The 22152-nt window shown below is 64.4% G+C and carries 21 protein-coding genes and 1 tRNA gene; 13 read left to right on the forward strand and 9 right to left on the reverse strand.

Going from position 1 to position 22152, the window contains the following annotated elements:
* The first annotated feature begins 32 nt into the window (after positions 1-32).
* Together DQG19_RS12095 and DQG19_RS12100 are read left to right on the forward strand one after the other, a co-directional pair.
* Complete coding sequence (locus DQG19_RS12095; protein ID WP_116126531.1) at positions 33-1214, forward strand: DUF4230 domain-containing protein; 1182 nt, start codon at positions 33-35, stop codon at positions 1212-1214.
* Positions 1215-1280: 66 nt separating this feature from the next.
* A tRNA-Arg gene (locus DQG19_RS12100) sits at positions 1281-1354 on the forward strand.
* A gap of 329 nt (positions 1355-1683) precedes the next feature.
* On the opposite strand, the gene DQG19_RS12105 is transcribed toward DQG19_RS12100, so the two are convergent.
* The gene (locus DQG19_RS12105; RefSeq protein WP_116126532.1) at positions 1684-2421 is read right to left on the reverse strand and encodes a phenylalanine 4-monooxygenase; all 738 of its coding nucleotides are present in this window, start codon (positions 2419-2421) and stop codon (positions 1684-1686) included.
* Between the two features lie 191 nt (positions 2422-2612).
* Here DQG19_RS12105 and DQG19_RS12110 point away from each other — a divergent pair, with 191 nt between their 5' ends.
* On the forward strand, positions 2613-3494 hold the full coding sequence (locus DQG19_RS12110) for an alpha/beta fold hydrolase (RefSeq protein WP_116126825.1): 882 nt from the start codon (positions 2613-2615) through the stop codon (positions 3492-3494).
* On the opposite strand, the gene DQG19_RS12115 is transcribed toward DQG19_RS12110, so the two are convergent.
* Together DQG19_RS12115 and DQG19_RS12120 are read right to left on the reverse strand one after the other, a co-directional pair.
* Complete coding sequence (locus tag DQG19_RS12115; RefSeq protein WP_116126533.1) at positions 3491-4768, reverse strand: replication-associated recombination protein A; 1278 nt, start codon at positions 4766-4768, stop codon at positions 3491-3493. The genes DQG19_RS12110 and DQG19_RS12115 overlap by 4 nt on opposite strands.
* Positions 4769-5315: 547 nt before the next feature.
* The gene (locus tag DQG19_RS12120; protein ID WP_116126534.1) at positions 5316-5768 is read right to left on the reverse strand and encodes a GNAT family N-acetyltransferase; all 453 of its coding nucleotides are present in this window, start codon (positions 5766-5768) and stop codon (positions 5316-5318) included.
* 102 nt (positions 5769-5870) lie between these two features.
* Here DQG19_RS12120 and lpxB point away from each other — a divergent pair, with 102 nt between their 5' ends.
* Entirely contained in the window at positions 5871-6956 is a 1086-nt protein-coding gene (gene lpxB, locus DQG19_RS12125; protein WP_116126535.1) for a lipid-A-disaccharide synthase, read from the forward strand.
* Positions 6957-6959: 3 nt separating this feature from the next.
* On the opposite strand, the gene DQG19_RS21495 is transcribed toward lpxB, so the two are convergent.
* Positions 6960-7388, reverse strand: coding sequence for a YqaE/Pmp3 family membrane protein (locus tag DQG19_RS21495; RefSeq protein ID WP_255418763.1), 429 nt, complete (start codon positions 7386-7388; stop codon positions 6960-6962).
* A gap of 88 nt (positions 7389-7476) precedes the next feature.
* A complete protein-coding gene (locus DQG19_RS12135) occupies positions 7477-8349 on the reverse strand; it encodes a DUF6089 family protein (protein ID WP_157974478.1) in 873 nt (290 codons plus the stop codon).
* A 276-nt stretch (positions 8350-8625) separates the two neighbouring features.
* Between DQG19_RS12135 and DQG19_RS12140 the strand changes: the two genes are divergently transcribed.
* The 5 genes from DQG19_RS12140 to DQG19_RS12160 all read left to right on the forward strand — a co-directional run bounded on the left by DQG19_RS12140 (position 8626) and on the right by DQG19_RS12160 (position 14231).
* Positions 8626-10467 carry an ABC transporter ATP-binding protein gene (locus DQG19_RS12140; RefSeq protein WP_116126537.1) on the forward strand — a complete coding sequence of 614 codons (1842 nt, stop codon included), beginning with the start codon at positions 8626-8628 and terminating at the stop codon, positions 10465-10467.
* Entirely contained in the window at positions 10464-11462 is a 999-nt protein-coding gene (murB, locus tag DQG19_RS12145) for a UDP-N-acetylmuramate dehydrogenase (protein ID WP_116126538.1), read from the forward strand. Before DQG19_RS12140 ends, murB begins: the two co-directional genes overlap by 4 nt.
* Before the next feature lie 421 nt (positions 11463-11883).
* The gene (locus DQG19_RS12150; RefSeq protein WP_116126539.1) at positions 11884-12468 is read left to right on the forward strand and encodes a Crp/Fnr family transcriptional regulator; all 585 of its coding nucleotides are present in this window, start codon (positions 11884-11886) and stop codon (positions 12466-12468) included.
* A gap of 48 nt (positions 12469-12516) precedes the next feature.
* Complete coding sequence (locus DQG19_RS12155; RefSeq protein ID WP_198661735.1) at positions 12517-12954, forward strand: RidA family protein; 438 nt, start codon at positions 12517-12519, stop codon at positions 12952-12954.
* Between the two features lie 68 nt (positions 12955-13022).
* Entirely contained in the window at positions 13023-14231 is a 1209-nt protein-coding gene (locus DQG19_RS12160; RefSeq protein ID WP_157974479.1) for a glycosyltransferase, read from the forward strand.
* Here the strand turns inward: DQG19_RS12160 and DQG19_RS12165 are convergent.
* The 3 genes from DQG19_RS12165 to DQG19_RS12175 all read right to left on the reverse strand — a co-directional run bounded on the left by DQG19_RS12165 (position 14128) and on the right by DQG19_RS12175 (position 17298).
* Positions 14128-15498, reverse strand: a complete 1371-nt coding sequence (locus DQG19_RS12165; protein WP_116126541.1) for a bifunctional PIG-L family deacetylase/class I SAM-dependent methyltransferase — start codon at positions 15496-15498, stop codon at positions 14128-14130. The genes DQG19_RS12160 and DQG19_RS12165 overlap by 104 nt on opposite strands.
* Complete coding sequence (locus DQG19_RS12170; protein WP_116126542.1) at positions 15479-16597, reverse strand: acyl-CoA dehydrogenase family protein; 1119 nt, start codon at positions 16595-16597, stop codon at positions 15479-15481. Before DQG19_RS12170 ends, DQG19_RS12165 begins: the two co-directional genes overlap by 20 nt.
* 74 nt (positions 16598-16671) lie before the next feature.
* A complete protein-coding gene (locus tag DQG19_RS12175) occupies positions 16672-17298 on the reverse strand; it encodes a LysE family transporter (RefSeq protein ID WP_116126543.1) in 627 nt (208 codons plus the stop codon).
* Positions 17299-17595: 297 nt separating this feature from the next.
* Here DQG19_RS12175 and DQG19_RS12180 point away from each other — a divergent pair, with 297 nt between their 5' ends.
* The 3 genes from DQG19_RS12180 to DQG19_RS12190 all read left to right on the forward strand — a co-directional run bounded on the left by DQG19_RS12180 (position 17596) and on the right by DQG19_RS12190 (position 20124).
* Entirely contained in the window at positions 17596-19017 is a 1422-nt protein-coding gene (locus tag DQG19_RS12180; RefSeq protein ID WP_116126544.1) for a pyridoxal phosphate-dependent decarboxylase family protein, read from the forward strand.
* A 111-nt stretch (positions 19018-19128) separates the two neighbouring features.
* Entirely contained in the window at positions 19129-19779 is a 651-nt protein-coding gene (locus DQG19_RS12185; RefSeq protein ID WP_116126828.1) for a phosphatidylserine decarboxylase family protein, read from the forward strand.
* A gap of 9 nt (positions 19780-19788) precedes the next feature.
* Positions 19789-20124, forward strand: a complete 336-nt coding sequence (locus tag DQG19_RS12190; protein WP_116126545.1) for a 2TM domain-containing protein — start codon at positions 19789-19791, stop codon at positions 20122-20124.
* On the opposite strand, the gene DQG19_RS12195 is transcribed toward DQG19_RS12190, so the two are convergent.
* A complete protein-coding gene (locus DQG19_RS12195; protein ID WP_116126546.1) occupies positions 20100-21296 on the reverse strand; it encodes a C40 family peptidase in 1197 nt (398 codons plus the stop codon). The two genes, DQG19_RS12190 and DQG19_RS12195, sit on opposite strands and share 25 nt — an antisense overlap.
* A 172-nt stretch (positions 21297-21468) precedes the next feature.
* On the opposite strand from DQG19_RS12195, the gene DQG19_RS12200 reads away from it, so the two are divergent.
* Positions 21469-22134, forward strand: coding sequence for an RNA recognition motif domain-containing protein (locus DQG19_RS12200; RefSeq protein ID WP_116126547.1), 666 nt, complete (start codon positions 21469-21471; stop codon positions 22132-22134).
* Positions 22135-22152: the final 18 nt, after the last annotated feature.

Here is a 22152-nt window from a genome sequence, read left to right on the forward strand (position 1 = left end):
GTTTCCATTTATCCATCATCCCCACACTACCTATGGCCGCTACATCCCCGCCCGCCACGTCCGGCATCGGCACCACGCAAATCATTATCGTGGCAGCGATCCTGGGTATTCTCGGCGTGCTGGGCTACAAGGCGCTCCGGAACACCCCGGGCAGCTTCCTGGCCGGTCCGGCCGAGTACGAGTTGCAGTACCGGGATGCCGACTTCACCTTCGACATCGATAACGAGACGGCCCTGGCCATCCTGCAGAATCCCCGCAGGTACCGCCGGGAGTTCGACGAGCTGGTCCACGACATCAATACCGATATCCTGACCCACGTCAGCAATCGCCTCGGCCTCAACGACAGCCTCCAGCGGGCGGTCCTGCAGGAGTACGAGCTCCAGCATCCCCAACTCGCCGACCTCTATTTCAACGACTTCATGCGACTGCGCGATACCAGTGCCGCGCTCTACGAAACCTGGTACGACGAAGGCGGGCAAAAGGTCACCGAGATCTTCGAGGAAGTGGCCAGCAACTATACCTGCTTTATGGTCAACAAGGTCCTTGCCGCCGTGATCCGTACCCGCAACGGTAATATCCTGGCCCGGGGAGCCGACGTGCAGGACCCCTGCTCCATTGCCATGGGCGAGGCCCTGCGCCCGCTCGTCTCCCGCATGCGCGAACGCGCGGCCATCGACGACTTCAGCCGCAGCAAGGGGCTGTTCCAGGAAAAAGTGGAAAACGTGATCGGGGAACTCGCGACCATCGAGGTACGCGATAAGAAGGGCATCAGCAAGAACCTGCAGACCACCGTGTGGGGCGTGAACGTCTCGGAAACCGACGTGGAAATTACCGCCCTCTCCATTCTGAAGGTCGGTTTCCGGCTCAACGAATACTTCGACCTGCAGCTCAACGAACAAAGCAAGACCGTCAACATAACCCTGCCTGAGCCCGAGATCCTCAGCCACGAAGTGCTCCCCAAAGTCGAAAAGCTCGACATCGGCTGGCTCCGCGAAGTCCAGGGCAGCAACATCGACGAGGGCGTCAACGCGCTGCGGGAACGCTTCCGCGAGGACGCGCTGGAGAGCAACGTCATGGACCGCGCTAAGACCCAGGCCCAGCAGCTCATGGACACCATGTTCGGTCCCCTGGTCGCCAACATCGGCTCCGACTACAAACTGGTGGTCAGCTTCCGTGGCCCCCCCATGCGCACCACCCAGGGAGAACTGGGCTGAGCCCGGCCATCGTCCGCCTGCGCTTTGGCATCTGCCGCCGGCGCCGTAATTTCGCGGTCGACTTACGCTCCGTTAGCTCAGTTGGATAGAGCAGGAATCTTCTAAATTTCAGGTCAAAGGTTCGAATCCTTTACGGGGCACTTTGTAGTTCTGTAGTTCTGTAGTTCTGTAGTTCTGTAGTTCTGTAGTTCTGTAGTTCTGTAGTTCTGTAGTTCTGTAGTTCTGTAGTTCTGTAGTTCTGTAGTTCTGTAGTTCTGTAGAATGAATTCGGTAGCGTGCATGGGGTTTACTCCCCGCTAACCTATACCTCCAAGATTACTACAGAACTACCAGCGAGCGCAGCGAGCGAGACTACAGAACTACCAGCGAGCGCAGCGAGCGAGACTACAGAACTACCAGCGAGCGCAGCGAGCGAGACTACAGAACTACCAGCGAGCGCAGCGAGCGAGACTACAGAACTACCTCCCCCCTACCCCCACCGGGTTTCCAATTCATCAGCCGCGGCAAATAGGCTCGCGAAGCTGTCCACGGCGAAGTAGCGCATCTGTACCTTATCGATGACGAAATTTTGCTTCATCACCTGGTCCAGGTCGAAGGGCAATACCTCGACGTCCGGGTTCTCGAAGACGTGGCGGGTTTCCTGCCGGCTGCTGCAGATACCGGCGCCGTAGACTTTGGTTTCTCCTTCCTGCCGCATGACACCGAACTCGATGGTAAACCAGTAGAGGCGCTGTAGCTGCTTGATCTTCTCTTCGTCGGCGGCGTGCTTTACGCCAATCTCCCCTAGCTTTTGGGCGAAGTTGGCGTAGTCCGCATTCAGGTAGAGCGGGATATGACCGAAGATGTCGTGAAACATGTCGGGCTCTTCGAGGTAGTCCAGTTGGTCCTCCCGGCGCAGCCAGGTACTGGAGCAAAAGCGCCGGCGCGCGAGCAGGGCAAAGAATTCATCCACCGGCAAGAAACCCTTCACCACCTCGATCGACCAGCCGTGTGCCTCACGCAGCGCCCGGTTGAGGTCGCTGAACCGGGGCGGATGCTCGGCGGAGAGGATGGGGTACAGTTCGTTCAGGCAGTGCAGGTACTCGGCCGCGGCCACGGGCTTGAGGGCCTTGAGCTGCCGCTGGACGAGCAGGCGCCAGATGCGGTAGTCGGTAGAGGTGTAAGCGTCGTAGCGCTGAATCTGGGTATCGGAGGGGGCGGTTGTCATGATCGAATAATTTGCTAGGGCAACAGTTGTTTGTGCAACTGTAAATATACCGTATTTGTTGATGCCGCGCTAGTCCCCACGGCACCTGCGCGCCGCCGCCGCCTAAAACTGCGTGGGCACCGGCAATCCGGGGGCCGGCGGGGCAACCCGAATACCCCGTAAAACGTCTACTGGGCACACCAATGTTCCACATGCTGCCGCGCAAAAAAAGGCTCTACTTTCTACTCGCCGCCCTGCTGTTTGCGGGCTACGCGATCTTTCGGTTGGAGCCCTTCGTGCGAATACAGATGAACGACGAGCAGCTGAGCGCCCGACTCGTGCGCGCCAACCTGGAAGTGGCGGAGATCGGCTACCAGCAGGGCACCACCCGCCGCCTGCGCTACCTGCAGATCGGTCAGGATAGTACCCGCCCCCTGCTCGTCTTCATCCACGGGGCCCCCTCCTCCAGTGCCTGGTGGCTGAGCATGATGCGCGACAGCTCCCTCCGCCACGATGCCAACCTGCTGGCGATCGACCGCCCCGGCTACGGGGGCAGCGGACTGGGGCGCCCCATGACCTCCGTCCAGGAACAGGCCGAAAACGTCGCGGCCGTCATCCGCAGCCGACGATTCCCCGGTCAGCGGGTCATCCTCCACGGCAGCAGCTACGGGGGCACCGTGAGCGCCCGGCTGGCGATGGATTATCCGGACATGGTCGACGGCCTACTGCTGCAGTCGGCCAGCCTGGCGCCTACCCAGGAGTATACCTACTGGATCTCCCGCCCCACCACCCACTGGGCGCTCTCCTGGATGCTCCCCAGCGGACTGAATACCGCGAACCACGAAAAGCTGGCCCACGAGGCGGAGTTGCGCGACATGGCCGACGAATGGTACCACATCGACGCCCCGACCGTCATCCTGCACGGCACCGACGACTGGCTGATCTACCCCCGCAATGCCTACTACGCCTGCGACAAGCTGGTGAACGCGCCGCTGGTCGTGCACCATATGGTCCCCGGCAAGGAGCACGACCTCCTCTACACGGCCCCCGATTTACTGCGGCATTACCTCCACTTTCTCCTGGACACGATCTAGGAGGAATACTTGTCTCCCCACAGTTGCTTCATCCGCTCGGCAAGCTTGACCTCCGTCGGGTTGTTGCCCTGCGGGCGGAAGAAGGCGGTACCCGAAAGGTCGTCGGGCAGGTACTCCTGGGCGCTGAAGTTGCCGGGATTGTCGTGACTGTAATTGTAGTTCTTGCCGTAGTCGAGCTGCTTCATCAGTTTCGTGGGCGCGTTGCGCAGGTGCAGCGGAACCGGGAGGTTGCCGGTCTGTCGTACGGCTTGCTGAGCGGCACCGATGGCCTTGTAGCTGCTGTTCGATTTGGGGCTGGTCGCCAGGTACACCGTGGCCTGGCTCAGGATGATCCTCGCCTCCGGATACCCCACCAGCTGGGCGGCCTGGGCGGCGGTGGTCGCCATCAGCAAGGCGTTGGGGTTGGCGAGGCCCACGTCCTCGGAAGCGGAGATGACCAGCCGTCGCGCAATGAACTTCAGGTCCTCGCCGCCCTCAATCATGCGGGCCAGCCAGTAGACGGCGCCGTTGGGGTCGCTGCCGCGGATGCTCTTGATCAGGGCCGAGGCGATATCGTAGTGCTGCTCGCCGGTCTTGTCGTAGCGGGTCAGGTTTTCCTGTACCCGGCTGGTGATGTAGTCCGTATTCAGGACCACGGGTTCACCGTCGGCCGCCTCGTGGGTGACGAGTTCCAGCACGTTGTAGAGTCGCCGGCCGTCGCCTCCGCTAAAGCGGATGAGGGTGGCGTAGTCCTCCACGGTGACGTCCATCTTGCTCAGGTACTCGTCGGTGGCCAGGGCCTTGTCGACCATACCCTGCAGTTCCTCGCGGCCGAGCGGTTCCAGTATGTACACCTGGACGCGCGACAGCAGGGCGGGAATGACCTCGAAGCTGGGATTTTCGGTGGTCGCCCCGATCAACGTGACGACGCCGGCCTCGACGGCTCCGAGCAGGCTGTCCTGCTGCGACTTGCTGAAGCGGTGGATCTCGTCGATGAACAGAATGGGCGAGGCCGACTGAAAAAACTTACCCCGCTTGGCCTTCTCGATGGTTTCGCGGACGTCCTTCACGCCGCTGTTGATGGCCGAGAGCATATAAAAGGGCACCTCCAGCTGGCTGGCGATGATGCGTGCCAGGGTCGTCTTGCCCACGCCGGGCGGTCCCCACAGGATGAAACTGGGCAGCCGCCCTGTTTCCATGGCCCGGCGGAGTACCGCTCCGGGACCTACAAGATGTTGCTGACCCACGTATTCGTCGAGGGAGGTAGGGCGCATACGTTCGGCTAGGGGCTGCATAAGGAATCAGTAGAGGTGACGCAGTAGTACGCATTCGGGCCACCCCGGGTTGAGGGCCTCCGGCCCGACCACGAGGCGAGCACCCAACACTCCGGACTGAGGGCCTCCGGCCCGATAAACAGTGGTGGACGCAATACCCCATCGGGCCGGAGGCCCTCAACCCGCACCCCGACGAAGTCCAGGATGCCCCCGCCCCGCTACACCCGCAAGCACCCAATACCCCCGGGGCTGAGGGCCTCCGGACCGATAAACAGTGGTGGACGCAATAGCCCATCGGGCCGGAGGCCCTCAACCCGCACCCCGACGAAGTCCAGGATGCCCCCGCCCCCCTGCAACCGCAAGCACCCAATACCCCGGGGCTGAGGGCCTCCGGCCCGATAAACAGTGGTGGACGCAATAGCCCATCGGGCCGGAGGCCCTCAACCCGCACCCCGACGAAGTCCAGGCTGCCCCCGCCCCGCTACACCCGCAAGCACCCAATACCCCCGGGATGAGCGAGAAACAGTGGTGGACGCAATAGCCCATCGGGCCGGAGGCCCTCAACCCGCTACTTTTTGATCATATGCCGGTGCGGGATTCCGTCCTCGTCGTACACCTCCCCTACCCCGACGAAGCCCAGGCTTCCGTAGAAATCTTGCAGGTGCGCCTGCGCGCCGATCTTTACCGCCTGTCGGCCGTAAGTGGCGTACAGTACAGTCAGCGACTCCTTCATCAGGGGTCGGCCCAGCCCCCGCCCCCGGGCCTCCGGCGCCGTGATTACGCGGCCGATACTGGCGTGGTCCGGGTAAGAGACGCCACGGTCCAGGATACGGGTATAGGCCAGGAGGCGGCCGTTGTCGTCCGTCCCCAGGAGGTGCAGCGCGGCTTGGTCGAGACCGTCGGCGTCCAGGTACCAGCAGGTTTGCTCGACTACGAAGACCCGCTGCCGCAGGACCATGATCGCATAGAGCAGGTGGACGTTGAGCTCGTCGAAGGAGTAGTGCTTCCAGGTTACGGACATAGGCCGGATTTGTGGGCAAGGTCGGAAGGCCCGGCCGAAAGCGTCGGCTATCTTTGTACTTTTCCCCCGCACCCGCGCTCCGCCGCCCTAAGCACTTTTCCCTTGCGCTACTACCTCATTGCCGGTGAACCCTCCGGAGACCTCCACGGCTCGCGCCTGGTCAGCGCCCTGCGCGACCGCGACCCCGCCGCTGAGATCCGCGCATGGGGCGGCGACCTGATGGAGGAAGCCGGGGCTACCGTCGTTAAGCACTACCGGGACCTGGCCTTCATGGGTTTCGTGGAGGTGGTGGCCAACCTGCGGACCATCCTGGGCAACTTCAAGGAGTGCCAACGCGATATCGAAGCTTTCCGGCCCGACCGGCTGGTGCTGATCGACTACCCCGGCTTCAACCTGCGCATGGCCAAGTGGGCCCGCAAGCAGGGCTACGACATCACCTACTACATCAGTCCGCAGATCTGGGCGTGGCACACGAGCCGGGTGAAGCAGGTGCGGGCCAACGTCGACCGTATGCTGGTCATTCTCCCCTTTGAGGAACAGTTCTACGCCGAGCACGGCGTCACCGCCACCTTCGTGGGCCACCCCCTACTGGACGTGGTCAACGAAGCCGACGACCGCCCCCGCACCCACGTGGCCCTGCTGCCCGGCTCCCGCCGGCAGGAGATCAGCCGGAGCCTGCCCGTGATGCTAGAAGCCGCGGCCCGCCTGCCCGAGCACGACTATGTCATCGCCGCTGCTCCCAGCCAGGACCGCACCGTCTACGAGGAGATTATCCGCAGCGTTCCGGGCCCGCCGCGGCTGGAGCTCGTGACCGGACGCACCTACGAGGTGCTCGCCGGCGCGCACGCCGCCGCCGTGACGAGCGGTACGGCCACCCTCGAGACCGCCCTCTTCGGCGTGCCCCAGGTGGTCTGCTACCGCGGCAACGCGCTCAATTACTGGTTGGCGCGGCGCCTGGTCGCCGACCGGATCAAGTACATCTCCCTCGTCAATCTCGTGATGGACCGGCCGGTGGTCACGGAGCTGATCCAGTCCGATTTCAGCGCCAACCGGCTGGCGGCGGAGCTTCAAAAAACAATTGCCGGCCCCGAACGGGACCGGCAATTGCGGGAGCTGGCCGAACTGCGCCGTGCCCTCGGGGAGGGCGGGGCGGCTTACCGGGCGGCCGAGGCGATCGTTGCGGGTTAGGCCTTAGGCATTACCGAAGATCACCAGCAGGGCGTAGATGAGCCCCGGCAGGTAGAACAACAGGGTAAGCAGCAGGGCGATCCAGAAGCGGCTGGTCAGTTCGCCTTCGTAGAGCAGAACGCCGAGCGGTGGCAGCAGGATGGTGACGATAACCAGGAGCAGGGTATTGGTGCTGCTGTCTTGGTAGTCGTTCATAGCTTTCTTGACGGCCTTGCGCTGCTGCCGCTTGAGTTGGCGACGCTCCTTGCCGGACATCTCCTTGAGGGATTCGCGGTATTCCTTGACCGCGGCAAGGGCTTCGGCTTCGGCGGGGGTGGTAGCGGCGGGCTCACCGCTGGGGGTGACGGTCGTGGGCACTACAATAGCAGCGTCCAGGTTGCCGAAGGCCAGGCTGACGATGAATAGACAGAGAAGAAAGTAACGTTGGCGCATGGGAGAATTTTTGCGTGGTGACGTAAAACACTCTCCCAAACCGGCTTTTTCAGCCAAGGTTTGTTGGTTGCGCGGTGATTTTACGCCTCTAGAAGCTGTAGCAGCCGTCACCACCACCGCCCCAGCCACCCAGGCGGATGCCCAGCGTCAGGTTGATGAGGAAGTAAAAATCGTTGGACTGCCCGCCCCGGCTGTACTCGAGATTGTCGGGAGCTTCCCCCGGTTCTACGGCGGGGTTCGAGAAGTAGGCGGCCAGCGACCGGTCGCCCGGATTGGCGCTGTTGGTCAGAACGTCGTTGTAGTTGATGCGCCGGCCGGTGACGTCATCGAGGTAATCGGTGCCGGTCACGCGGCCACTGACCTCACCGCCCAGCACGAAGCGCTCGCCGAGCTTGGCGCGTACGCCGCCGCCGACGTGGAAGGTCGTAATCGCCAGCTCGTAGGGGGCTGGGTCGTATTCGCCGCCCGGAATACCCTGCCCCTCGGTACGCAGCGGTTGCAGGTCGTAAAATCTGCCGTCACGCTCCGACTGCGGGTTGAAGGAGGTACGCCCGATACCGGCCATTATGTAGGGGGCCACGAAGCGGTCCTCCGGGTCACCCAGGTAGAACAGGTCGAACTCCAGCCCTAGGCTGAACTCGCGGATCCGCGACTGAAAGTTGCGGTCGATCGCCACGGAAGCGCCGGTGGCGTCGCGGGTGCTTGTCTGCTGCTCGGCCGCTATCTGCCCGAAGATGCCGTTGAAGCGGAAGCCTACCCGGCTGATCGGCCGGTAGCGTAGGTAAAACCCGCCGTAGGTATTCCAGTCCTTCAGGAAGCCGATGCCCGGCTCGCTGAGGTCACCGTTGTAGGGCATATCCCCGCCTTGCACCCCCAGTTCGAAGTACTGCTGGGCCGACAGGCCGGGCGCCGCAAGCAGGCAGATTGCTACCAGCAGACTGGACAAAGACAATGTTCTCATCGAAGGGGGGTTAGGGTCAGTTGCGTAAGGGGTGATCGGGAGTACAGGTAGTAAACTGTTTTGCCGCGATAAAATTGTTGCCACTACACGGGATATCTCTGCGGGTTCCGTGCTGCCGCCCCCTGGAAACCGTGTGGGGCGGGGCGGCCGGCGGTACATTACTATCCGCCCGCGGGGGATAGATTACGGCTCCGATAGTACCCGGTATTTCACAGAATGTTCAAAATCCGGCCCGCACGTCACCTTTTGCGCGCTTATGCGTTTCCTTTGCGAAAGATGGCCACTACCCCCCCCACCGACGAAGCCGCCAAACCGCGCATCACCAAAGCCCGCCTCCGGCGGTCGCTGCGGATATTCGATTACGTGTGGCAGTACCGGTTTCTCTTCCTGCTCAGTTTCGTGATCCTCGGTGTCAGCAGCCTGGTATTCCTCACCATCCTTCAATTGCCCGGGGAGGCCCTGAACGTCTACCAGGGCAAAGGCAAGTTCGGACTGACGGTCAATGAGATCTTCCTGCTCGTCGCGGTACTCATCGTCGTCCAGGCCCCGCTGAGCTTCTTCCGGGTCCGTCTGCAGGCCATCGTGAGCGAGCGGGCGATGGGCAGCCTGCGCAAGGACCTGTTCACGAAGATCCTGCAGCTGAATATCCCCTTTTTCGAGCGCAGCCGGGTGGGTGAGATCTCCAGCCGGATCACCAACGACATCACCCAGATCCAGGGCATCTTCAGCCTCACGCTTACCGAATTCGCCCGCCAGATCATCATCCTCATCGGGGCCATTACCTACATCCTCGTCACCATGCCGCGGTTAGCGCTGGTGAGCCTGCTGATCTTCCCGGTCGTGGTAGTGGCCGCAATGTTCTTCGGCAAGTACCTGCGGCGCATGACCAAGGAGCGGCAGGAAAACCTCGCCCGCTCCAACGTGATCGTGGAGGAAACCCTGCAGAGTATCGCCACCGTAAAGGCCTACACCAACGAGGACTTCGAGCTCGACCGCTACGGCCGCAGTATTGACGATACGGTGGATATCTCCATCCGCACCGCCAACGTACGTGGTGCCTTCTCGGCCTTCATCGTTACGGTCATGTTCGGGGCGCTATTCTTCATCATCTACCGCGCCATCCTGCTGGTGGAGTCCGGGGACCTGCCCATCGGCGACGTCTTCTCCTTCGTCATCTTCACGGCCATGATAGGCACGTCGATCGCGAGCATCGGCAATTTCTATACCGAGATCGTTTCGGCGCTGGGGGCCTCCGACCGGGTGGTCGATATCCTGGAAAGCGAGGACGTGGAGGCCGTACCCCTCGATGCCGAACGGGCCGGGGCGGGCACGCAGGTGCAGCGGACGCAGGCGGTCACGGGCGAATCGGGCTCCCTTACCGGTGCCATCAGGTACCGCAACGTGGGCTTCTCCTACCCCACCCGGCCCGACGTTACCGTACTCTCGGACATCGATCTGCAGGTGGCACCCGGGGAAAAGGTGGCGCTGGTGGGTGCCAGCGGCAGCGGGAAATCCACGCTGGTCAAACTACTGCTCCGCTTCTACCCCGTGACGGCGGGTGAGATCACCGTCGACGGGGAGCCCATCGGGTCCTACGACCTGCAGACCTACCGCGACCAGCTGGCCCTGGTCCCCCAGGAGGTACTGCTCTTCGGCGGCACCATCCGGGAAAATATCGCCTACGGCAAGCTGGAGGCGACCGACGCCGAAATTCGCGAGGCGGCACGGAAGGCCAACGCGCTCGACTTCATCGACGGCTTTCCCGAAGGCCTCGACACCATCGTGGGCGATCGCGGCATCCAGCTCAGTGGTGGGCAGCGGCAGCGCGTGGCCATCGCCCGCGCCATCCTGAAGGACCCGGGCATCCTCCTGCTCGACGAAGCCACCAGCAGCCTCGACGCCGAGAGCGAGCGCGTGGTCCAGGAAGCACTGGACAACCTGATGGTCGGTCGCACCAGCATCATCATCGCTCACCGCCTGGCGACCATCCGCGACGTCGACCGCATCTACGTGATCGAGAACGGCACCATCGTCGAGGCCGGGACCCACGACGAGCTTAGCGCCCGCCCCCGGGGAGCCTACTCCGCCCTGGCGCGACTGCAATTCGATCTGGCATGATAAGAGAGGATATCGACCTGCGTCGCTTCAACACCTTCGGCCTGCCCGCCGTGGCGGAACGCTACCTCCCCCTGACCGATACCGAACAGCTCGGCGACCCGGAATTCCGGACGGCGCCTACCCTGGTCCTGGGCGGCGGCAGCAACCTGCTGCTGCTGGAGCATATTCCGGGGCTGACCGTGCACGTCCTGCTCTCGGGAATAGAATGGTCCGACGACCGCGGCCGCTTCCGGGTACGGGCGGGCACCGACTGGAACCAGTTCGTGCGCTACACCCTGGAGGCCGGTTTTCCGGGCATGGAGAACCTGATCCTCATCCCGGGCACCGTCGGCGCGGCCCCCGTGCAGAACATCGGTGCCTACGGGGCCGAAGTGGCTGAATTTATTACTGCGGTTCACGCCTGGGAGTACGGGCGCGGTATGGTGGAATTGTCGCCGGAGGACTGCGCCTTCGGCTACCGCGACAGCCGCTTCAAGCGCGAGACCGGTCGCTTCCTGATCACCGCCGTGGATTTCGACCTCAGCGAGCGACGCCCTCTCAAGCTGGAGTACGGGGCCATCGGTGCCGAGCTGGCCGCCGCAGGCATCGACACCCCCACCGCCCGCGACGTGGCCGGTGCGGTCACCCGTATCCGCCGCAGCAAGCTACCCGACTGGTTCTTCTACGGGAACAGCGGCAGCTTCTTCAAAAACCCCGTAGTGCCCCGCGACCACCACGCCCGCCTGCAGGAGAAGCACCCCGATATTCCCGCCTACCCCATCGACGACGACCACGTAAAGCTGGCCGCCGGCTGGCTGATCGACCGCGCCGGACTGCGCGGGCAGGGCAACGACCGTGTCGGTTCCTACGCCGGCCAGGCGCTGGTGCTGGTCAACCGCGGCGGGGCCTCGGGCCGCGACGTCCTCGCCTTCAGCGGTCTGGTGCAGGAGCGGGTAGCGGAACAGTTCGGCGTGGAGCTGGAGCCGGAAGTGCAGCTTACCGGGTCTCCGGCGTAAGCGCGGTAAGCGTCGGGCACAGGGCGACCTCCGGATGCCCGCGTTCGGCCGCACCTTTCGCGCCAGCGGCAGGTCCTGCGGGCGCGCCATCGCTTCCCCGGCCAGCCGTTCGACGACCGAAAAGTTTTCGGTGAAGACCGAGTCGATCGCTCTGCCGAGCAGGGTATCCGCCCGGCCCTCCGGCTCGGTGACGGGCGTCCGCAGTGCGTAGTCGTCCGAGGTGGAAAAGTGGTCGGAAAAGGTGGTATACTGGGCCGCCGCCGATCCGGGCAGCAGTAGCAATGAAAAGAGAAGACGGAATATGGGTGGGTGGTGCTGAAGCAGCTAGAACGTCCGGGGGCGTGCCTGTCCTGCCCCTTAACACCGCCGCCGGCGAGTGCCCCGACTGGGCGGAGCGGCAACCAGTTACTCCCCTTTCCCTATGACTGAAGCCAGCCGACACGCCCTGATCACCCACCTGCGGGAACTGATCCCGCTCGCCGACGCGGACGGCACGCGGGCGGCGGCCTACTTCACCGAGGAGCGCGTTCCCCGCCGGGCGGTGCTGCTCCACGCCGGCCGGCCGGTACGCTACTGTTACTTCGTGGTGTCGGGTTTGCTGAAGCTGGTGTACACCGATACGGCGGGCAACCAGCATACCGTCTCCTTCGCCGCAGAGCAGTGGTGGGAGAGTGACTTCGGGGCCTACTTCGGGCGGGGGCCCGCCGCGTTCAGCCTGCGCGCACTGGAAGAAACGACCGTGCTGCGGCTTTCGCTGGATGACTACTGGGCACTCTGCGCGGAGGTCCCCGCCCTGGAACGCTTCATGCTGCACAAGGCGCACGCGGGCTTCATCGGGGCGCAGCGGCGCATCCTGTCGCTACTGACCAGCAGCGCCGCGGAACGGTACACCCAGCTTCTTGACCGGCAACCCGACCTCCTGCAGCGGGTGTCGAAGACCCAACTGGCGGCCTACCTCGGGGTTTCGCGCGAAACGCTGAGCCGCCTGCCGCGGCGCGGGAAATAGTGACCTGAGTCACGGGTAGCAATTACCGTGGTGCGGGAACTTTGCCCCATGGACAACCCTTTGCACCCGCGCTCCGGCGCCCACCCCCCTACCCCCATGCGGAAACGCAGCATCAACCCCTGGAGCTGGCAGGACCAACGCAGCTACCACCAGGCCATCGAAGTGACGCAGCCCGCCGGCACCCTCTACGTATCGGGGCAAACCGCCATCGACGCCGCGGGGCGATCAAGTGACGCCGACATGCGCAGCCAGCTCATCCAGGCCCTGGCCAACCTGGAGCAGGTAATCGAAGCAGCGGGCTATACGCCCGCCAACATCGTGCGCCTGAATGTCTACACCCTGTCTGCGGAGGAATTTATGGACTGCTTTGACGTTTTCGAGGCCTGGGCCGGCCGCTGGCGCATCGCCCAGGCCTCCACCGTACTGGAAGTCAAGGGCCTCTTCGAGAAGCTGAACGTAGAACTGGAGGCCACGGTCGTGCGCTAAGTACGCAATAGTAGTATGCGCACGGAACCCACCGTGCCCCCGGTCCGGTTAGGGGGGAAACGATACCCTTGACTGATCTTCCCCCGCCTTCTCTGACGCTGACCCTCGCTGCCCCGCCCCACCCCCGGTGCCGGCTCTGCGTTACGGTACCCGCCAAGGACGAGGCCGACTACATTACGGACACCCTGCAGGCTCTCTACAAACAGGAGGACTTCAGCGGCCGCCCGGTAGATCCATCGTGCTACGAGGTCATCCTTTTGGCGAATAATTGTAGCGACGCCACCGCGGACGTAGCGCGCGACTTTGCTGCGCGGCACCCCTACTTCCAGCTCCACGTCTGCGAAGTTGCGCTGCCCCGGGAGATCGCCTCCGTCGGAATGGCGCGGAAGCTGATGATGGACGAGGCCGCCCGCCGCCTCCCGTCCAATGGCATCATCGCCATGACGGACGCCGATACCCGCGTCGACCGGCAGTGGGTAGCCGCCACCTTGCGGGCCTTCGACCTGGGTGCCCGCGCCGTGGGGGGGCGCATCATCGTACCGCGGGGGGACCGGACCGGCTACCGCAAGATCCATTTACAGGACGTCACCTACCGTACCCTGCAAATGCTCCTGGAATCCATGATCGACCCCGACCTGGAAGACCCCTGGCCGCGGCACTTTCAGCACTACGGGCCCAGCCTGGCCGTAGACGCGGCGGCCTACCTGGCCTGCGGGGGCATGCCCCCCGTCCGGTGTATCGAGGACGCCGCCTTCGCCTGGGCCCTGGAGCGGGTCGATGTCCGGTTCGTCCACGACCCGGCCGTGAGGGTGTACACCTCCGACCGCGACAGCGATCGCGTGGAGGGGGTGGCCTTCAGTCATACGCTGGAGGAATGGACCCGCATGGAGGAAGAAAACCGCAAGCCGGTGGTGTTCGGCCTCCAGCACTGCATCTGGCTGTTCAAGTGGAAGGTGGCGTTGCGCAGTGCCTTCCAGCGGCGCCGGGGTAGCGGACTGCCGGCCCTCGCCGAGCTGCGCAATTACCTGCAGCTCCCGCCGGGCGACCTGGAACGGCGTATTCGTACCGCCCCCACTTTCGGAAGCCTGTACCAGGAAATCCGCCAGCTGCTGGAGCGCACCCCCGGTTTCTCCGATACGCCCTTCGACGAGGCGATCCGCGACCTGCGGTGGTTTACGCGGTCGGTCTGGGGGAACCTTTCTTCTTCCACACGTCCATTCGGTACCGCGCTGCCCGCGACTGGTGCACCCGGTGAAAGCCTTCCAGCTTCCGGCTGAAGGCCTCGTGTACCTCGTCGCCGGTCAGGGGGTAGTCGGGCACGTATGGCGTGTAGTGGACCAGCACGAGGGTTCCTCCCGGCCGCGTCGCCTGCTGAATGCGGTCGATGGCCCGCTCCAGGTCGGCGTAGCTCCAGTAGTAACCGACCTCGGAGATAACGACCAGGTCGAACCGCTCGTCGGGAAACTCCCCCGGCAGTTCCATGCGTCGGAAGGTGACCCTGGAATCCGGCACCCTGGCCCGGGCCCGGGCCAGGGCCGCGTCGCTGATGTCGACCGCGAGCAGCCGGTCGCAGCGGGTGGCCAACCGCGCGGTGAGGACGCCGATGGAGCAACCGATCTCCAGGGCACTATTGTAGCGCTCCTCGGGCAAGGCGGCCAGGGTGGCGTCGTATTTGTTGCGTTCGTAGTCGCTGGTTTCGAACTGCCAGGGGTCGTCGGCCGCGGCGTACACCGCGTCGAAGTAGCCGCTATCCAGGCTGCGCTCCCGTTTGTCGGCCGGTTCGAGGTAGATCTCCCGCGGACGGAGAAACAGGCCGATCATCTCGTCGGGCAACTGGAAGCCGCTTGGATCGTCGTCGATCCGCCCGTTCCACTGGGAGGCGTGGAGGCGGATGGCTTCCTCCTTCCGGGTCAGGAGGTCCGCGACGTCCAGTGCCCAGGGAATCATTTCCCCTGCCCGGGGCAGGTCTACCTGGTTGCCCGTCTGCCACATCCATACCGGGTACTCTACCCAGCGTAGCCCGTCGGACGCCTGATCGGCCACGGCGCGGCAAATGTCCCAGGTGGCCAGGTGATCCTCATGCACGTCGCGGCGCCAGGGCACCACGAAAGTGTCCACCGCCCAGGATCGTACCAGTTCGGCGACCCGGGCTACGGCTTCGGCAAACTCCTCCTGCCCCGCCCCGGGCACTTCCCCGTCGGGGAGCCGAAGAAAGTGGATATGGTCGGCCGCTACCCCCAGGTGTCCGCAGGCGGCGCGGGCCTCCTCCTCGCGGAGGGCGACCCGGTCGGCGCGGGAAAACTTGGTGGAGTGCGGATGCGACATGCCTCCGTCGCTGACGAAGACGATCCGGAGGACCTGTCCGCGTCCGGTCAGCAACCGGATGAGCCCGCCGCAGCCCAGCGCTTCGTCGTCGGGGTGGGGCGCGAAGAGCACGGTGGATTGCCAGGCCGCCAGGTCGCCCGCGGGGTGCAGGGGGGCGGAAGCGTAGAGGTCCTGCTTGCGCTCGGCGAGCGTACGGGCGTCAGTCGTTGACGGATCCATCGAGAAAGGTTTTACCGACGGCCTCGAGGGAGGCGTCGGGGGCGGGTTGGCGAAGGTACATATTCAGGTCGGCCACCATGCCGGCTAGCGGGTGCGGGGGCAGCAGCCCGCGGGAACCCACGCACCGCTGCGCCAGTGCGAGGCATTCCTCGCAGTAGCCGGCGATCGCGGTACGGACCATATTCGCGTGGTGGACGGTCGCCGCGGGGTCACCGTCGCCGTCGGCTACCGCCCCCGCCCGGTCGAGCCAGAGGTTTCCGCTCTCGACCAAGATGGCCATTTGCCCCACGCGGGTACGCTGGTAGGGATCGGTTGTCCGCTGCTGTTCGCGCAGGTAATCGCGGGTGGCCCCCAGGAGAGCCGCCGCGCCGCCCAGTTGCACGGCAGCGAAACGGATGGCCCCGCCGCTGAAGTGGGGCTGCCGGTTGTAATCGTCGGGCTGCCCGAGCAGGTCGTCGGCCGGCAATTCGATGCCCGTAAAGTCGAGCTTGTGACTGGCGCTGTTGCGCATGCCTACGGGTGACCAGAACGAGGTATCGACCTCCGGGGCGTGCTCGTCGAGCGGCACCACCACCATCTGCCAGCCGCTGAGGTCACCGGTTTTCCGACGACCGGTAATGAGGGGGCGCGTCACCCAGGTGGAGCCGCTGCAAAAGCTTTTGCTGCCCTGCAGGCGGATGCGGCCGCCGGGGGCGTCGTGGACCTGGATCCCGTCGCTCATCTCGGTATTCCAGACGCTGAAGAGGTGCCCGTCGCGCGCCTCGGCGAACCAACGCTCGCGCTGCCGGGGGGTAGCATACAGTCCGATCAGGTGGAGCGCATTAACGTGCCCCTCGTAGATGCGGCCTACGGAGAGGTTGCCGTGGCCGATCTCCCGCAGCAGGTGGAGCAGGCCCGCGGTATTGTTGCGTTCGGGCGCCAGCACGCCACCGGGCAGGGTGACGGCCAGCAGGCCCTCCTGCCGCAGGGCGTCGAACTCCCGCTCGGGGAAGCCACCGTGTGCGAAGGTGGAAGGCCCCCAGGCTAGGAGGCGGTCGCGCAGTGCGGCAACGCGATGGGGGGCAAAGCGCGCGGGCGTCGGGGGGGCGGGGACGGTCATACTCTCTCAATGCCTGCCGTACCCCCCGGGGTTCGGAACACCACTATAATTAGGTGATCCGGTCCGGGACGTCCTTACCAGTACAACCGCACCCCCTGCACGAGCGCCAGCAGGGCCAGGAGCCCTCCGAGCAGGAAGTTGATGTTGCGGGTCAGGAACAGGGCCTTTCGCTGCATCCACTCGGCCAGGCGGGCGTACGCCCCGAAAATGACCAGGGCACCCGCGCCCGCGCCCACGGAGAAGCCGAGCCGGGCCACCGAGGTGGCGGTGAGCGTACCGTTGGCGAGCAGCCAGCCGCTGATGGTGAAGAAGTACGGTACGGTCATCAGGTTCATTACGGCCAGCGCCACCCCCCGCAGGAAGGGGCTGCCGTGGTAGGGCCGGTCCCCGGGGGCCGCCTCGGCGACGCGCGCGCGGAGGCCCTTTAGCAGGAAGAAGACCGCCAGCACCAGAAAGACGGGTACCGCCCACTGCCGCAGGTTGCCGAGAACGGAGGGGTGGGTGGTCAGGTAGTCGGCAAAGAATACGGCCAGCCCCGCCTGAAAGAGCAGGGCGGTGGCCATGCCGGCCGCGAAGCGATACCCCGCCCGGCGCCCCGCCCGGAGGCTGACGTTCACGCTCGTCATATTCAGCATGCCGGGGAAAAAGGTAGCGCCCGCGGCGGCCGCCAGCCCCAGAAGAACCGCATGGAGGGTTTGCACGCCGCAAAGGTAGGCTGCGCACGGATTTTACGTGCCTCTCCCCAACGGCAGTGGGCCATGCTAAGATTATTTAGCAATATTGCGGCCTCACGCAATCGATCCGCCAAACGACCAGCATGGATCCCATCAAGATTAAATTCGGCACCGACGGCTGGCGTGCCATCATCGCCCAGGGAGCCGACGCCGTTGAGACGAAGAAGATCCTGGACGTTGGCCGCAAGGAGATGGGGGGTTAAATTTTCAATGTGAAATTTAAAATTTTACATTTGACATCTCACATTTAAAACGTAAAATTGATTGCCTACTGATCTGCTCCGGCGGGCCTACGATCCGGCTGAGTTCCGGCAACTGGGGCATGCCCTCATCGACCGGCTGGCCGACTACCTCGAAGGGGTGGAAAGCCGGCCGGCCAATCCCTACGCTACCCCCGACAAAAGCCTGGAACACTTCCGGCAGCTGCTCGCCGACGGCCCCGCGCCGGAGCGCGTCTTCGCCGAGGTGATCGACCACAGCGTTCACCTTCACCACCCGGCGTACCTGGGCCACCAAGTGGTGCCCCCCGCTCCCCTGTCGGCCCTCAGCGACGTGGCCGCCAGCCTGCTCAACACCGGCATGGCCATCTTCGAGATGGGCCGCGCCGGTACGGCCATGGAGCGGGTCGTGGTGGAGCGCTTCGCCGAGCTCCTGGAACTGGCCCCCACGGCCGGCGGCTTCCTGACCAGCGGCGGCAGCCTGGCCAACCTGACGGCCCTCCTCGCCGCCCGGGCGGTACACGGCGAGCCCGTGCGCCCCTGCCTGCTCGTCAACGAGCACGCCCACTACTGCGTGGAGCGTGCCGTACGGATTATGGGCTGGGGCGATGCGGGTATCATACATGTCCCCACCGACGCCCACCTGCGGATGCGTACCGAGGTCATCGACGGCATCCTCGCTGACGCCCGCGCGGCCGGCCGCACCCCCGTAGCCATCGTCGGCAGCGCCTGCACCACGGCCACGGGCACCTATGACCCTATTTCCGCTCTCGCCGACGTCGCGGAGCGGCACGGGCTGTGGCTCCACATCGACGGGGCCCACGGCGGCGCCATCCGCCTCGACCCGGGCCGGCGGCACCTCGTAGACGGCCTCGAGCGGGCCGACAGCCTCGCGCTCGACTTCCACAAGATGCTCATGACCCCGGCCATCACCACCGGCCTGTTCTTCCGCCGCGGTCCCGACGCCTATCGGATCTTCCGGCAGCGCGCCGACTACCTGCTGGCCGCCGCCGACGACGGCTGGTCCGATATCGCCCGCCGCAGCTTCGAATGTACCAAGCGAATGCTGAGCCTGCGCATCTTCACGCTGCTGACGACCTACGGTCCGCAACTGTTCGTCGACTACGTCACCCGCGTCGGTGACCTCGGGGAAACCCTGGCCCGCCTCGTGCGGCAATCGCCCGACCTGGAGCTGTTCACCCACCCCGACGTGAATATAGTCTGCTTTCGCTTCCGGCACGCCAGCCTCGATGAGGAATCCCGCAACGGGCTGAACGGCCTGATCCGGGCCCGCCTGACCGAGGCCGGGCAGACGTACATCGTACAGACCACGATCGACGGCTCCCTCTACCTGCGCTGCACCCTGACCAACGCCTTCACCACGGAGGACCACCTGCGCGCCATGGTGGAGGAAGTGAGCCGGACCGGGCGGGAAATGCTCGCCTTGCGTTCCACTATTGGTCATTAGCGGAGCGACCCGCACACAACTCTAACCCACCGCCTACGTTATCCGAAAAACAATAACGGCGAAAGACCGAACTTTAAGCCGTTACTAAACCGCCCAGTCTTGCGCAAACCCATGAGAATACATCCGGAAGGTCGCCGGATGTTGGCATTACTCTTCGTCGGCCTGACCGGCATTTGTATCCTGGTCTACTGGAAAGCACCGGTGCAGCTTCCCGTCGTGGCGGTAGCTTCCGGGCTCTTTTTCGTGACCATTCTGCAGTTTTTCCGCAATCCCACGCGCATGGTACCCGAGGAGGCCGACCACCTCGTGTACGCACCCGCCGACGGTAAGGTGGTGGTGATCGAGGAAGCCTACGAGCACGAGTACTTCAAGGAACGCCGGCTGCAGGTAAGCATCTTCATGTCGCCCGTCAACGTCCACGTCAACCGCAACCCGGTTAGCGGGCTGGTCAAGTACAATAAGTATCACCCGGGCAAGTACCTCGTCGCCTGGCACCCCAAGAGCAGCACCGAGAACGAGCGGACCACCGTCGTCATCGATACGGGGGAAACTGAGATCCTGCTCCGGCAGATCGCCGGCGCGCTGGCCAAACGCATCAAGAACTACCTGGAGGTTGGCCAGCAGGTCGTACAGGGCGAAGATTTCGGCTTCATCAAATTCGGCAGCCGCGTCGACCTTTTCCTGCCCCTCGGCACCCGCTTGCGGGTAGGTATCGGCCAGAAGGTGAAGGGCAACAAGACCGTCATCGCCGAACTAGACTAATCCCGCCCCATGGCAAAAAGGAGCCGCGACTACGACCGAAAGACCCTGCCCGAGAAGAAACTCGAATTTCGCCGCCACCTGCGTACCTACCTGGTGATGTGCGGGTTCTTCATCATGATCAACCTGTTCACGCTGGGCAGTATTGGCTGGGCGATCTGGCCGATCCTCGGCTGGGGCATTGGCGTCGTGATGCAGGCCCTGAGCCTCTACGGCCCCCTGGCCGATCCCGAGGACGCCCACCCCCGGGAATCGAGCCGCGGCACCCCCCTGCCCGACCTCGAGGACGAGCCGATGGAGCTCCGCGAACTCGAGCGGCGGCCCTACCGCGACGAAGACCTGGTATAGAGCGCGGCGAACGCGCTGTCGATCGGCACCACGCCCTCCGTACCCTCCTTCAGGCGACGGGCGCGCAGCAGGCTGTTGCGCCGGTGCGCCGCGTAGTCAGGGGCACCCTCGATCAGGGAGTTTTCGGTAATGTAGCCGTTGTCCGCCCCCGCATGGAGGAAGCGGCCGTCACCGAGGTAAAAACCCACGTGGGTAACGCGCTCGCTGCCGTCGTCGCGGTAGCTGCCGAAGAAGAGCAGGTCACCGCGATGCAGCTTACTGAAGTCATCGTCCAGGGGTACGTCCGTACCGGCACGCACCTGCTGGCTCGCGTCGCGCGGGATGACGTATCCGTTCAGGTAGTAGGCGGTTTTGGTAAAGCCGCTGCAGTCCATGGCCTTCGGACTGGTACCGCCCCACAGGTAGGGCCGCCCTACCTGGGTGAAGGCCGTAGCGAGCACCTCCTCCGGTTGGACGGTGTCGGGCGTGGCCAGCCCCCGGTAGCTTTCCAGGTCCTGCGTAGGCACCCAGCCGCTGCGGCCGTCGGGCAACCCCACCTCGGTGAAGCGGCCGCGGACCGCCCCGGTGGCGCGGACGAGGTCGCCGGCCACGAGTTCGGAAACGAGGGCCTCCCCGCCGGCTTCCCGGGTTACCGCGCTCTCGGCGGGGACGCAGGTGCGGAGGTCTTCCGCGAACCAATCGTCCAGCCGGCTCCGGTTGACCGGCGTGATCGCGCCGGTTTCCAGCCAGGCCAGGTAGCGGTCGGGGGTGCGGACCAGGTACCAGCCGTCCTCGAGATCGACCAGCTCCACCGGGGTACCGAGCAGGGCCTGGGAGGTCAGTTCCTGGGAGTGCCCGGGGGTGGTACGCAGATTGGCCACGGAAACCCGGATGAGGCCGAAAGAGTCCTGCTGCCCCAGCAGGCGAACGGCGTTGCGCGTGCGGCCGCGTGCACCGGCCAGGGAATCCAGGGACCGCAGGGCGGCGGGGACCGTGGTGTAGCCCTCCAGGATCAGGCTGTCGCCCCGGGGCGTGGCGGTCACCTCCAGGCGGTCGGTGCGCCGGTCGGGGGCGAAACGGGCCCGCAGGGGGGTCAGGTCTTCATCCAGGGCGGCGGTGGAGGGAGACGATTCACCGGCCTGACAGGCGGTGATTATCAGGGCGATAAATAGCGAAAAAATTAGGTTTTGCATCCTTTTCGGAGTTATTTTTGCGAAAGGCCGGAACTTTCCGGTTCAACGTTGTTACTGTAACGTATTATTTCACGGTTTTGAAGTAGGCTACCGTTTCTGAGATTTTGCTTTCAAACTCCAATGTGCTCTGCCTTCAACATGACCATTTGTTTTATCACTTTTCTCTTTCATTATGAATTTATTTGTGGCCCGGCTTAGCTGGGATACCGACGAAAACACGCTTCGTAACACTTTTACCAGCTATGGTGAAGTGGAGTCGGTAAAAATTATCCTTGACCGGGAGACCGGTCGTTCGCGTGGATTCGGCTTCGTTGAGATGCCGAACGACGACGAAGCACAGGCAGCCATTGAGGCGCTTGACCAAACCGACCTCGACGGTCGCACTATTGTCGTCAAAGAAAACGACCGCAAGGGCGGTGGTGGCGGCGGCGGTGGCGGCTACGGCGGTGGTGGCGGCGGCGGTTACCGCGGAGGCGGTGGCGGCGGCGGTGGCTACCGTGGTGGTGGTGGCGGCGGTTACCGCGGAGGCGGTGGCGGCGGCGGCGGCTATGACCGTGGCGGACGCGGCGGCGGCGGCGGCGGCTACGACCGTGGCGGACGCGGCGGTGGAGGCGGCGGTTACGACCGTGGCGGCTACAGCGGCGGTGGCGGCGGTGGCGGCTACGAACGCGGCAGCTACGACCGCGGCGGCGGCGACAGCGGCTCGCGTTACGACCGTGGCAACCGTGGCAGTGGCTACGACCGCGGAGGCGACAAAGACTACGAAAGCTACGGCCGCTACGAAGGACGTGGCCGCAGCCCCCGGAACAACCGGCGCGACAACGACTACAACGATTAGTGCCCTCGGCACGCACAC

Source organism: Lewinella sp. IMCC34183, from assembly GCF_003390915.1.
Lineage (GTDB): Bacteria > Bacteroidota > Bacteroidia > Chitinophagales > Saprospiraceae > Neolewinella.

Coding starts and splice junctions, on each gene's coding strand:
- DQG19_RS12095 (WP_116126531.1), top strand. CDS start 33: ATGGCCGCTACATCCCCGCCCGCCACGTCCGGCATCGGCACCACGCAA.
- DQG19_RS12105 (WP_116126532.1), bottom strand. CDS start 2,421: ATGACAACCGCCCCCTCCGATACCCAGATTCAGCGCTACGACGCTTAC.
- DQG19_RS12110 (WP_116126825.1), top strand. CDS start 2,613: ATGCTGCCGCGCAAAAAAAGGCTCTACTTTCTACTCGCCGCCCTGCTG.
- DQG19_RS12115 (WP_116126533.1), bottom strand. CDS start 4,768: ATGCAGCCCCTAGCCGAACGTATGCGCCCTACCTCCCTCGACGAATAC.
- DQG19_RS12120 (WP_116126534.1), bottom strand. CDS start 5,768: ATGTCCGTAACCTGGAAGCACTACTCCTTCGACGAGCTCAACGTCCAC.
- DQG19_RS21495 (WP_255418763.1), bottom strand. CDS start 7,388: ATGCGCCAACGTTACTTTCTTCTCTGTCTATTCATCGTCAGCCTGGCC.
- DQG19_RS12135 (WP_157974478.1), bottom strand. CDS start 8,349: ATGAGAACATTGTCTTTGTCCAGTCTGCTGGTAGCAATCTGCCTGCTT.
- DQG19_RS12140 (WP_116126537.1), top strand. CDS start 8,626: ATGGCCACTACCCCCCCCACCGACGAAGCCGCCAAACCGCGCATCACC.
- murB (WP_116126538.1), top strand. CDS start 10,464: ATGATAAGAGAGGATATCGACCTGCGTCGCTTCAACACCTTCGGCCTG.
- DQG19_RS12150 (WP_116126539.1), top strand. CDS start 11,884: ATGACTGAAGCCAGCCGACACGCCCTGATCACCCACCTGCGGGAACTG.
- DQG19_RS12155 (WP_198661735.1), top strand. CDS start 12,517: ATGGACAACCCTTTGCACCCGCGCTCCGGCGCCCACCCCCCTACCCCC.
- DQG19_RS12165 (WP_116126541.1), bottom strand. CDS start 15,498: ATGGATCCGTCAACGACTGACGCCCGTACGCTCGCCGAGCGCAAGCAG.
- DQG19_RS12170 (WP_116126542.1), bottom strand. CDS start 16,597: ATGACCGTCCCCGCCCCCCCGACGCCCGCGCGCTTTGCCCCCCATCGC.
- DQG19_RS12185 (WP_116126828.1), top strand. CDS start 19,129: ATGAGAATACATCCGGAAGGTCGCCGGATGTTGGCATTACTCTTCGTC.
- DQG19_RS12190 (WP_116126545.1), top strand. CDS start 19,789: ATGGCAAAAAGGAGCCGCGACTACGACCGAAAGACCCTGCCCGAGAAG.
- DQG19_RS12195 (WP_116126546.1), bottom strand. CDS start 21,296: ATGCAAAACCTAATTTTTTCGCTATTTATCGCCCTGATAATCACCGCC.
- DQG19_RS12200 (WP_116126547.1), top strand. CDS start 21,469: ATGAATTTATTTGTGGCCCGGCTTAGCTGGGATACCGACGAAAACACG.